The sequence below is a fragment of the Fusicatenibacter sp. genome (genome assembly GCF_050872605.1).
In the GTDB taxonomy this organism is placed as follows: Bacteria; Bacillota; Clostridia; order Lachnospirales; family Lachnospiraceae; genus Fusicatenibacter.
Window position 1 is genome coordinate 1 of sequence record NZ_JBNMHD010000058.1, and the last position, 11,314, is coordinate 11,314.

10 protein-coding genes are annotated in these 11,314 nt (G+C 50.5%); all 10 read right to left on the bottom strand.

Annotated elements, in window-relative coordinates; genetic code table 11:
- Window positions 1–195: 195 nt before the first annotated feature.
- Window positions 196–1,560 (bottom strand): PFL family protein, encoded by a 1,365-nt coding sequence (locus ACY2VT_RS13290; protein WP_055218854.1) that lies wholly within the window; start codon window positions 1,558–1,560, stop codon window positions 196–198.
- Window positions 1,561–1,579: 19 nt separating this feature from the next.
- Window positions 1,580–1,852 carry an ACT domain-containing protein gene (locus ACY2VT_RS13295; RefSeq protein ID WP_022462719.1) on the bottom strand — a complete coding sequence of 91 codons (273 nt, stop codon included), beginning with the start codon at window positions 1,850–1,852 and terminating at the stop codon, window positions 1,580–1,582.
- A 99-nt stretch (window positions 1,853–1,951) separates the two neighbouring features.
- Window positions 1,952–2,749 (bottom strand): MBL fold metallo-hydrolase, encoded by a 798-nt coding sequence (locus ACY2VT_RS13300; RefSeq protein ID WP_055218850.1) that lies wholly within the window; start codon window positions 2,747–2,749, stop codon window positions 1,952–1,954.
- On the bottom strand, window positions 2,736–3,335 hold the full coding sequence (gene coaE, locus ACY2VT_RS13305) for a dephospho-CoA kinase (protein WP_117510320.1): 600 nt from the start codon (window positions 3,333–3,335) through the stop codon (window positions 2,736–2,738). The genes ACY2VT_RS13300 and coaE overlap by 14 nt, the downstream gene beginning before the upstream one ends.
- A gap of 32 nt (window positions 3,336–3,367) precedes the next feature.
- A complete protein-coding gene (gene polA / locus ACY2VT_RS13310; protein ID WP_461880218.1) occupies window positions 3,368–6,043 on the bottom strand; it encodes a DNA polymerase I in 2,676 nt (891 codons plus the stop codon).
- Window positions 6,040–6,399, bottom strand: coding sequence for a zf-HC2 domain-containing protein (locus tag ACY2VT_RS13315; RefSeq protein ID WP_461880219.1), 360 nt, complete (start codon window positions 6,397–6,399; stop codon window positions 6,040–6,042). The genes polA and ACY2VT_RS13315 overlap by 4 nt, the downstream gene beginning before the upstream one ends.
- Before the next feature lie 163 nt (window positions 6,400–6,562).
- The gene (locus tag ACY2VT_RS13320) at window positions 6,563–7,555 is read right to left on the bottom strand and encodes a 2-hydroxyacid dehydrogenase (protein WP_461874909.1); all 993 of its coding nucleotides are present in this window, start codon (window positions 7,553–7,555) and stop codon (window positions 6,563–6,565) included.
- A gap of 149 nt (window positions 7,556–7,704) precedes the next feature.
- Window positions 7,705–9,525 (bottom strand): ATP-dependent helicase, encoded by a 1,821-nt coding sequence (locus tag ACY2VT_RS13325; RefSeq protein ID WP_461880220.1) that lies wholly within the window; start codon window positions 9,523–9,525, stop codon window positions 7,705–7,707.
- Window positions 9,522–10,973, bottom strand: a complete 1,452-nt coding sequence (gene gltX / locus ACY2VT_RS13330; protein WP_461880221.1) for a glutamate--tRNA ligase — start codon at window positions 10,971–10,973, stop codon at window positions 9,522–9,524. The genes ACY2VT_RS13325 and gltX overlap by 4 nt, the downstream gene beginning before the upstream one ends.
- A gap of 142 nt (window positions 10,974–11,115) precedes the next feature.
- Window positions 11,116–11,314, bottom strand: a 199-nt coding sequence (gene acpP / locus ACY2VT_RS13335; RefSeq protein WP_461880222.1) for an acyl carrier protein, incomplete at its 5' end; no start/stop codon positions are given.

An 11,314-nucleotide genomic window follows, 5' to 3' on the forward strand; every position in this document is an offset into this window, starting at 1 on the left:
GACGATTTATTTGCCGATGAGGCTGGTGTAGAAGGTTTTTATATCTTTTAAACAGTGTCGTTTTCTTTTCATGCCCGCCTTTATGCGGGCATTTTTATTCAAGAGTTCGACGAAAGTCGAACTTTCCTATAAAGTAAAAAAAGCCGGCAGTGATCCTTTCCATTCAGGATCACTGCCGGCTTTTCAGCTTTCTCTTTAGTTTTTAAACGAATGAATCGGTGCCGGGATTCTTCCTGTTCTGTTGACGAATGCCTCGCAGGAGAAGTTGTTGACCGGCATGATCGGTGCATAGCCAAGAAGGCCGCCAAATTCTACGGTCTCGCCCACGCCTTTTCCGATGACCGGAATCAGGCGGACTGCCGTTGTTTTCTGGTTGACCATACCGATGGCCAGTTCATCTGCGATGATACCGGAGATGGTCGATGCTTTCGTGTCACCCGGGATGGCGATCATGTCAAGGCCTACGGAGCAGACACAGGTCATTGCCTCGAGTTTTTCGATAGTCAGTGCGCCGTCGTTGACTGCGTTGATCATACCCTGGTCCTCAGAAACCGGGATGAATGCGCCGGAGAGACCGCCGACATAGGAAGATGCCATAACACCGCCCTTTTTCACCTGATCGTTCAGAAGTGCCAGCGCCGCTGTCGTTCCCGGTGCACCGGCGTGCTCAAGGCCGATCTCCTCGAGGATATCTGCAACGGAATCTCCGATCGCCGGAGTCGGTGCCAGAGAAAGATCGATGATACCGAACGGAATATTCAGCCGCTTGGAAGCCTCCTGTGCAACGAGCTGGCCGACACGCGTTACCTTGAACGCCGTCTTTTTGATCGTCTCGCAGAGTACCTCAAAGTTCTCGCCGCGTACTTTTTCCAGAGCATGTTTGACAACGCCAGGACCGGAAACGCCGACATTGATGATGGCATCCGCCTCGGTTACGCCGTGGAAAGCGCCCGCCATGAACGGATTGTCGTCCGGTGCATTACAGAAGACAACGAGTTTTGCGCATCCAAGGCAGTTGTTCTCTTTGCTTGCCTCCGCCGTCTTTTTGATGATCTCACCCATCAGTTTGACAGCATCCATGTTGATACCGGTTTTGGTGGAACCAAGGTTGATGGAACTGCAGACAAAATCCGTAACCGCCAGAGCCTGCGGGATGGAACGGATCAGAAGCTCATCTGCTGTCGTCATGCCTTTGCTTACCAGAGCGGAGTAACCGCCGAGGAAATTGACGCCGACTTCTTTTGCCGCACGGTCGAGAGTCTGTGCAATCGTCACAAAATCCTCCGGGGTTCTGCAGGCTGCTGCGCCGACTAAGGCAATCGGGGTAACGGAAATTCTCTTGTTTACAATCGGAATACCGAACTCGCCCTCGATCTCCTCACCTACGGAAACCAGATTTCTGGCAGTCGTCGTGATTTTGTCGTAGATTTTGCGGTTCAGCTTGTCAAGATTGGAGTCAATACAGTCTAAAAGGCTGATTCCAAGGGTAATGGTACGAACGTCCAGATTCTCTTTTTCGATCATCTCGTTCGTTTCCTTTACTTCAAACAGATTTATCATGTCGTTTTTCTCCTTCGCTTTAGATACGGTGCATCATATTGAAAATATCTTCATGCTGGCAGCGGATAACAACGCCGATGGAACTTCCAAGCTCCTCCAGATCTTTTGCAAGCTCTGCGTTGGATTTCTCGCTCTTGGAGACGTCCGTTACCATCATCATGTTGAAATATCCCTGCACAATCGTCTGAGAAATGTCTTCGATGTTTACCTGGTTCTCTGCCAGATAATTACATACCTTTGCGATAATGCCCACGGTGTCCTTGCCTACGACAGTGATAATTGTCTTCTTCATGTTTCCATTCTCCTTTTTCTGGTTTTATGTCAAAGCCCCGGAAAAACCGGTAATGGCGGCCTTGCGAAAAACATGGTATGTAGCTCTAAAAATGTATGCTTAAACCTCAATTAACGGTGATACTTCGCTTCTTTTAGCGACAGCGAGATGAAAATCACCCGAGTGATACGGATTATCACCCGTTGTGACCTCACAGGCCACGGTTTCAAAGGCCAGTGCCTCGTAATTATTTTCCTTGCTCAGATGGCCGAGCAGCACTTCCTGCAGATTATCGTGCAGAATCTCGCAGAGGAGATGGCCTGCCGCCAGGTTCGATAAATGGCCTTTCGCACCGGCGATCCGCTGTTTTAACGGATACGGATACGGTCCGACCGCAAGCATGTTCTCGTCGTGATTTGCCTCTAATAAAACGGCATCCAGCCCGGTCAGGTTCTGCACGGTGTAGTCGCTGTACACGCCAAGATCTGTCGCGATCGCAATCGATTTCCCGCCGGATTCCATCCGGTAGCCGACCGGCTCTGCCGCATCGTGGGAGATCGTAAACGGATGTACGGCGATATCGCCCAGCGTAAACGTGTCATCCGCGTGAATCGTGTGGAAAATCCCTTCCGGGAACTTTCCAAGACTCTTTGTCTGCTGCATCGCCTGAATTGTTCCATCCGTCGCGTAGATCGGAATACCATACCGTCTTGCCAGAACACCGAGTCCCTGGATATGATCAGAATGCTCATGTGTTACGAGAATGCCGTCCAGTTCCTTCGCGCTTCGGTCAAGAACAGCCAGCCCGGCCTCCACGCGCTTTCCGCTGATGCCCGCATCGATCAGAAGGCTTGTGGTCTCGCTTCCCGCGAAAATGCAGTTTCCGCTCGAACCACTTGCAATACTACAAAGTTTCATATTTTTTCATCCTATGGTCTAACTGTTTTTTTGTTTCCTCAAAATCGCCGCTGTTGTCGATCTCAAAATCGCAGTGGCTGCTGAATTCATCCTCGGAGAGCTGATTGGCCATGATTTCGCGGACTTTTTTCTCGGAATAGCCGCGTCCTTCGATCAATCGCTCCTTCCGGACTTCTTCATCTGCATAAATATACCACAGTTCATCACAAATTTCATCATATTTTTCTTCGATTAAGAGTGCGGCCTCCACAAAGACGTATTCCGTCCCTGCTTTTTCCGCGGCGGCAATGGCTTTTTTGATATACCGTTTTACCGCCGGATGAACGATCGCATTCAGGGCTTTTAACTTCTCTTCGTCCTGAAAAACGATCTCGGCAATCCGTTTCCGGTCAAGTTCGCCGGTCTCTGTGGTGATCTGTCTGCCGAACAGCTTCACAATCTCTCCATAGCATTCGCCGCCCGGCAGCATCACAAGATAACCTGCCTCGTCCGCCTGGATCACCGTTGCATCATAATTCTGTCCAAGATACGTGAGCACCTCGCTTTTTCCGGCACCCACGCCGCCTGTAATTCCAAAAACTTTCATTCTTTTGTATCCTTTCCGGTACAAACTGCTTGTTACTTAGCCTCGTACCAGTTCTTTCCTGTATGCATATCGATCTCGAGTTTGACGGCCAGATGTGCAGCTCCTGTCATCTCCTCCTCGAGGATCTGTTCTGCCTTTTCGAGCTCGTCTTCCGGCACTTCCAGCAGCAGCTCATCGTGTACCTGAAGAAGAAGTCTTGTTTTTAACTGCTCCTCTTTCAGCCGTTTCGCCACACGGATCATCGCAATCTTGATGATATCCGCCGCCGTTCCCTGGATCGGCGCATTCATCGCAACACGTTCGCCGAACGACCGCTGCATAAAGTTGCTCGATTTCAGCTCCGGCATCGGCCGTCTGCGTCCGAACATCGTCACGGAATAGCCTTTCTCTTTGGCATCCTCCACGCAGCGGTTCAAAAACTCATGGATACCCGGATACGTCTCAAAATACTGCTGGATATAGTTTTCCGCCTCTTTGCGGCTGATACCGAGATCCTGTCCGAGTCCGAACGAGCTGATGCCGTAGACAATTCCGAAGTTGACCGCCTTGGCATTTCTTCTCTGCAACGGTGTTACCTCGTCAAGTGGCACATGGAATACTTTCGATGCTGTCATACGGTGGATATCCTCCGCCTCGCGGTACGCCTCGATCAGGTTTTCATCGCCCGACATATGCGCCAGCACGCGGAGCTCGATCTGGGAATAGTCGGCATCCAGAAAGACACAGCCAGGCTTTGGCACGAAGGCTTTCCGGATCAGACGGCCAAGCTCCATCCGCACCGGAATGTTCTGCAGATTCGGATCGGTACTGCTGATGCGGCCGGTCGCGGTGATGGTCTGGTTAAAGGTCGAGTGGATTCTTCCGTCTTTTCCGATCACGGCCTGCAGACCGTCGGCATACGTCGATTTCAGTTTTGCAAGCTGACGGTACTCCAGAACATCGGCAACGAGTTTGTGATCCGGTGCGAGCTTTTCGAGCACATCTGCGGCGGTGGAATAACCCGTCTTGGTCTTTTTGCCGCCCGGAAGCTGCAGCTTTTCAAACAGAATCACACCGAGCTGTTTCGGGGAATTGATGTTGAACTCCTCACCGGCCTCCTCGTAGATCTGTGCTTCCAGCTCTCCGATCCGCTCGGCCAGCTCGGCTCCGTAAACAGAAAGTGCTTCTTTTTCTGCGGCGATTCCCTCCGCTTCCATCTGACGGAGCGTAAACACCAGCGGAATCTCCACATTCCGGTACAGATCCCACATGCCCTGCTCCTTCAGCAGCTTTTCCATGTTTTCCTGTGCTGCAAACACGGCATATGCCTGATGGCCCGCATAGGACTCCTGCTGTTCCGGCGTCATCTTTCCTGCAGCCGGAATTTTACTTCCGCCGAAGATCTCTTCCACTGCCGGCACGTAGCGGTGTACGTACTCTTTTACGATATCATCGTACGAATACTGTGATTTCAATGGATTTAATAAATACGCGGCAATTCCGGCATCAAACAGATGGGCTTCGTCTGCGTCCGGCACATCCTTCAGAAACTCTTTTCCGTCCATGACACAGAAAACCGGAATCTGTTTCTGCAGTTCGGCCAGCTTTTCTTTTAAATAATCGCCGGTCAGGAATCCTTCTGCCGGGAAGTAGACGACGTCCGGCTCTCCGCTTCCATATGCAACTGCCATACCGACAAGGGAACGGCTCCGGTCTGCCATCGGTCCGTCCTTCGGGGTTTCTTCTGTAAGAAGAGCGGCACCTGCCTTCTTCTCCTTCGCGATGGTTTCAAAGAGTTCTTCTGCCTCGGAAAAATCCGTTACGGTGCGCAGAAAGACGGCATCCTCTGGTTCTGCATTCGTCTCCTCGAAGCGGCCCAGCAGGTTTTTAAACTCCAGACGTTTGAACATCTCATACGCTTTTGGCGTATAAAAATTCGAGAGCGCCGCTTTTTCACGGTCGAGCTCCACCGGCGCGTCGGTATCAATCGTTGCAAGTTTTTTGCTTAATTCCGCCAGATCATAATGATCGCGCATCGCCTCTTTTGCCTTGTTCGGTTTGATCTCCTCGAAATGTTCATGCGCATTTTCCAGCGTCTCATACTGCAGCAGGATTTTTGTCGCCGTCTTCTCACCGACGCCCGGAAGTCCCGGGATATTGTCTGCGGTATCGCCCATCAGTGCTTTCAGATCGATGATCTGCTTCGGGAGAAGACTGTATTTTTCCAGCACCTCTGCCGTGTGGTAATTTTCGATCGTCGTCACACGCTTCACGGTCTTTGGAATCCGGATCAGAATGTGGTCCGTTGCAAGCTGCAGCAGATCGCGGTCTCCGGACACGATCGTAACTTCCATGCCCTCCGCCTCGCATTTGCGGCCGAGTGTTCCGAGGATGTCATCTGCCTCATAGCCCTCTTTGGTGACAATCTCAATGTCCATTGCTGCGAGCACTTCCTGGATCACCGGAACCTGTTCGCGCAGCTCCTGCGGCATCGGCTTTCTCGTTCCCTTGTACTGGTCATACATCTTGTGGCGGAATGTCGGTGCATGGAGGTCAAATGCCACGGCGAGGTACTGCGGCTGCTCCTCATCGAGAATTTTGAACAGAATGTTCAGGAATCCATATACGGCGTTCGTGTGCAGGCCTTCTGCATTGGACAGATCCGGTACGCCGTAAAAAGCCCGGTTCAGAATACTGTGTCCGTCCAGTAATACGATTTTATCACTCATAATAATCCTTTCAGCCAGGGTAATTCTATCACTTCAAAATAGTGCAGAGCCAGGAGTATCAGAAACAGAACGAGAATCAGCATCAGCACCCGGAAAAACGTATCTTTATAGCGGCGGTGTCTCGCTTCTTCCTCTTTTTTCTCCAGATCGCGTTCCAGAAGTCCTGTCAGATTGTAGGAATCGGGCGCGTCATCCTCGAAATATGCCATCGCACGGTTCACAATAAAATATGTCTCCAGTTCCTCGTGGCATGTATGACATTTCCGGATATGGGAAATAAACGGTTCCATCTCTTTCTCCGGCATATTTCCCTGCACGTATGGCTGTATTAATTTTTCTGCTTCTTTACAGTCCATAAAATCCTGCTCTCCTTTTGTATCCGGCCAGTGTTTTTCTCTGGCCGTTTTTTCTGCTATCTACCATCATACACTATTTTCTCATAATTTAAAAGAGACAACCCGCCGAAAATGGGTTGTCTCTTGTTCTCTTATAAGATAACTGTTTTCTAGTGGATCTCCATTATGCACGGACAATGTTCGGGGTCTCTTTTCCTGCCTCGAAATCCAGTGCATTCTGCAGTGTGGTCTCTGCAATCGCACGCAGTGCTTCCTCGGTGAAGAATCCCTGATGGGAAGTGATCATAACATTCGGGAAGGACAGGAGACGTGCTGTGGTGGAGTGCTCCAGAATCTCATCGGAACGGTCCTCGAATACGTTCGGGGTCTCCTCCTCGTATACGTCAAGGCCGACGCCGAAGAATTTTCTTGCACGGATTCCCTCGATCAGATCGTCTGTCTTTACCAGACCTCCGCGAGACGTATTGACCAGAATCACGCCGTCTTTCATCTTTTTGATGCTCTCGCGGTTGATCATGTGGTATGTGCTGTCCATCAGCGGGCAGTGCAGGGAGATCAGATCACTCTCGGCCAGCAGTTCATCGAGAGTTACATACGTAACGAAATCTTTTAAGGATTCGTTCTGGTATACATCGTATGCGATAACTTTCATGCCGAAGCCGCGGCAGATTCTCGCCATGGCTGCACCGATTTTTCCGGTTCCGACGATTCCGGCGGTCTTCTGATAGAAGTTGAATCCCATCAGTCCGCCAAGGCTGAAGTCGTTTTCTCTTACCTTTGTATATGCTTTATGCATGTGGCGGTTGACCGTCATGGCCAGTGTCATCGCATGCTCAGCTACAGCCTCCGGGGAGTAGCCCGGTACACGGCGCACATCAATGCCGTATTTTGCAGCTGTCTTTAAATCTACGTTGTTGAAACCTGCGCAGCGCATCAGGATCAGCTTGACGCCTGCCTCATGCAGTGCTTCTACGGTTTTCGTTCCGACATCGGAGTTTACGAAGGCGCACACGGCATCGTATCCCTTTGCCAGGGAAGCGGTTCTTGCAGCAAGGCCGGTTTTTAAATACTCCACTTCAATTTCCGGAAACTGCTCTTTTGTTCGGTCGAAAGATTCTCTGTCGTAGTTCTGGGTATCGTAAAATAAAATTTTCATAATGATTTCCTCCTCGCTTTGCGGTTGTTTTATTGTTCCCGCTTACAGGTATTACTATACTTTATTGTTAAAACTTTGTCAATGTTTTATTTGTTAAAATTTTATCAATTAGAAAATTTATTTTTGCCGATTTGCACAACGCTTACGATTTACGATATCACCTCGTCCAGAAACCGGGACGGCTCGACTTTCTTTTCAAACCGCTCCTCAACATAGCAGAGGGTCAGCTCCTTCCGGGCGCGCGTCATTCCGACGTAGAACATCCGCCTCTCCTCCTCGATCGCCTCCGCAAGGACTGCTTTCTGGTACGGCATTACGCCCTCGTTGACATCGAGAAGATAGACTTTGTCGTACTCAAGGCCCTTGACGCTGTGCAGTGTAGAAACGGTGACTCCTTCCGCACTCTCTGCCCTCTGCTTCTGTTTTTCCTTCATCTTCTGCTGATATTCTTCAATATGCGCAAACCAGCCCTCGATGCTTTTCTGGCTCTTTGCCGCCTCCTGCAGCTCGTCCAGAACGGAAATCAGATCGTCCTCTTTCAGATGGCGGTATGCAGCATATTCCTTCACATACTGTTCATAGCCGATCGCATAGCGGATGTAATTGACCGCGCCGAACGGCGATAAATGCGTCAGCGTCGTGATATCCTGCTCCAGTTTACGGATCCGCTGGCACATCCAGTCTTTTTCTTCGTAATATTCCAGAAGTGCATCGAACGAAACGACCGCCTCCTCAAACGCATCCCGCGACAGATAACGGTTCGGCCGGTTGGCAATCTTTAAGAACTCACCGCGTTTGCGGCTTCCCATCGCAAGATTCAGATACGTCAGCAGATCTTTGGCAATCCAGTGGTCGTAGAGATCCGGCAGGGCATCCCGCATCTGGAACGGGATCTGCGCTTCCATCAGCTCTTCTACTGCGGTACGGCAGCCAAGATTCGTACGGAACAACAGCGCCATCTCCTCATACGGACAGCCGTTTTTCTCCGCCTCCCGCAGCTCCTCTGCAACGGCGCGCATCTCCTCCCGCGGGTTCTTGTATCCCCGGATCGCAACCGGAGCACCTTTCTCGTTGTCGGTGGAAATCGCCTTTTCATACCGCTTTTTGTTGTGGTGGATCAGGCATTGGGACCGCTTCACGATAAATTCCGTACTACGGTAATTTTTATCGAGCACTACCTGCGCCGCGCCCGGGTAATCCTTCGGAAAATTCAGCATGATCTCCGGCTTTGCCCCGCGGAACTGGTAAATCGACTGGTCATCATCCCCGACAATAAAGAGGTTATTTTCCGGCAGAGCCAGCATCCGCACAATCTCATACTGCACGGGGCTGATGTCCTGAAACTCATCAATCAAAATATACTGGAATTTCTGCTGCCAGGCGCAAAGAACCTCCGGCCGCTCCAGAAAGAGACGTTTGCACTGCACCATCAGATCATCGAAATCGAGCTTTTTGTTTTCTTTCCGCCATTTCTCATACGCCTCATAGATTTCCCGGAACTTTTCCTGCGGCATGCAGGCGGAATAGTAATGTTCGAGCGGGATCTGATTGTTCTTCACGGTACTGATTTCGCGCGCCAGATTTTCCTCGAGATCTTCTTCCTCCAGGTCTCTGGCATAATGGTTGACCAGCTCGCGCATCAGCCGCTTTTTCTCTTCCTCGCTTAGAATATTGTTGCCGGACATACGGTAGGTATGGCGCAGGATCGCGTAGAATACCCCGTGGAACGTTCCAAAGGTGACCTGGGTACTCGCTTTCCCTGCCGCCTTCAAATACCGCTCTTTCATCTCTTTTGCCGCCGCACGCGTAAACGTTACGACAAGAATACGAGAGGCGGAAATGCCGCTTGCTGTAAGCTGACAGGTCCGCCCCGTAATCACCGCGGTTTTCCCCGACCCCGGTCCGGCAAGGACCATCATGGGGCCGGCAGTATGCATCACCGCTTTTTTTTGTGAATCATTATATATCATTTGGATAATTTCTCAATCGCTTTGTCGATGCGGGCAAGAGACTCCTCTTTTCCCAGAACCTCAAGGATTTCCGTTGCGCCGGCCGGTGTCATCTGTTTTCCGGAAAGAGCGGTACGGATCGGCCACATGATATAACCGGTCTTGTATCCTTTTTCTTTTCCGAATGCACTGAGCATCTCAAAGAGAGCATCATTGCTGAAATCTTCCTGTGCTGCCAGCAGCGGTTTTACTTCCTGCAGAAGTGCAAGGGAAGTCTCCTCGTTTGTCTTCATCTTTTTGTGGGTGTACATCGAAGCGTCGTACTCCGGAACTTCCTCGAAGAAATCGATGAGATCTGCGATATCCGGAAATACTTCGATTCTTGTTTTTACCATGGCTGCGATTTTCTTGAAATCGAGCGGACGGTGGATCGTCTTCTGGATGTACGGAAGCGCCATCTCGTAGAACTTCTCGTCGTCCATTGCCTTCATGTACTCGCCGTTCATCCAGCGGAGTTTTGTCATATCGAAAACGGCCGGTGATTTGCTGATGTGGTGGTAATCGAAGATTTTCACCAGCTCCTCGAGAGAATAGATCTCGCGGTTTCCTTCCGGACTCCAGCCAAGAAGGGCTACGAAGTTGACAATGGCATCTTTTAAGAAGCCCTGATCGATCAGGTCTTCATAAGAAGAATGGCCGCAGCGTTTGGACAGCTTCTGATGCTCCTCGTTGGTGATCAGCGGACAGTGTACGTAAACCGGAATTTCCCAGCCAAATGCCTCGTAAATACGGTTGTATTTCGGGGATGAGGACAGATACTCATTACCGCGGACAACGTGAGTTACGCCCATCAGATGGTCGTCGATGACGTTTGCGAAGTTGTAGGTCGGATATCCGTCGGATTTGATCAGGATCAGGTCTTCCAGCTCCTCGTTGTTTACGGTGATGTCTCCGTAGATCTCATCATGGAAAGTGGTTGTTCCCTCGGTCGGCATATTGAAACGGATGACGTACGGTTTGCCGGCTGCCAGATTGGCCTCTACTTCCTCTTTGGAAAGACCAAGGCAGTGTTTGTCGTAGATAGAGATTTCTTTTCCGCCTACGTTACGTCTGCACTGACTCAGGCGCTCTGCATCGCAGAAGCAGTAATAGGCATCGCCCTGCTCTACCAGCTGTTTTGCGTATTTCAGGTACAGGCCTGCTGCATTACGCTCGCTCTGTACGTACGGGCCGCAGCCGCCGTCTTTGTCCGGTCCCTCGTCGTGTACCAGACCGGTCTCTTTTAAGGTACGGTAGATGATATCAAGTGCGCCTTCCTGGAAACGCTCCTGGTCGGTGTCCTCGATGCGGAGCATAAAGGTTCCGTCATCGTGTTTTGCGATCAGATACGCATACAGGGCAGTACGCAGGTTTCCTACATGCATCCGGCCTGTCGGGCTCGGTGCAAATCTTGTTTTTACATTACTCATTTTTCTTTTCTCCTGATTTCTGGTTTCTCTGGAACAATCCTTTTGTCTGTTCCTTTCCGCCATTTATTTAGAATGGAAAACAGCCCGGCGTTTCTTCCGAGCTGTACCATCATTCCACTTTTGCCAGCGGCAACGCTCTTTTTCAGACCTCTACGCCGTGCTGTTTCATATATTCCATAAAATCGCCGACGGTAGAAAGGTCTGTCAGTTCGTCTGTGTCGATTTCAATTCCGTACTCGTCTTCTAATGCCATAACCATCTCGTAGAGATCCAGGGAATCTGCGCCCAGATCATCTTTAAAAGAGGTATCTTCGTTGATGCTGTCTGCATCACAGTTGAGC

Bases quoted from the DNA above. Each gene is read 5' to 3' on its own strand.
- ACY2VT_RS13290 (WP_055218854.1), bottom strand. From the start codon at position 1,560: ATGATAAATCTGTTTGAAGTAAAGGAAACGAACGAGATGATCGAAAAA.
- ACY2VT_RS13295 (WP_022462719.1), bottom strand. From the start codon at position 1,852: ATGAAGAAGACAATTATCACTGTCGTAGGCAAGGACACCGTGGGCATT.
- ACY2VT_RS13300 (WP_055218850.1), bottom strand. From the start codon at position 2,749: ATGAAACTTTGTAGTATTGCAAGTGGTTCGAGCGGAAACTGCATTTTC.
- coaE (WP_117510320.1), bottom strand. From the start codon at position 3,335: ATGAAAGTTTTTGGAATTACAGGCGGCGTGGGTGCCGGAAAAAGCGAG.
- polA (WP_461880218.1), bottom strand. From the start codon at position 6,043: ATGAGTGATAAAATCGTATTACTGGACGGACACAGTATTCTGAACCGG.
- ACY2VT_RS13315 (WP_461880219.1), bottom strand. From the start codon at position 6,399: ATGGACTGTAAAGAAGCAGAAAAATTAATACAGCCATACGTGCAGGGA.
- ACY2VT_RS13320 (WP_461874909.1), bottom strand. From the start codon at position 7,555: ATGAAAATTTTATTTTACGATACCCAGAACTACGACAGAGAATCTTTC.
- ACY2VT_RS13325 (WP_461880220.1), bottom strand. From the start codon at position 9,525: ATGATATATAATGATTCACAAAAAAAAGCGGTGATGCATACTGCCGGC.
- gltX (WP_461880221.1), bottom strand. From the start codon at position 10,973: ATGAGTAATGTAAAAACAAGATTTGCACCGAGCCCGACAGGCCGGATG.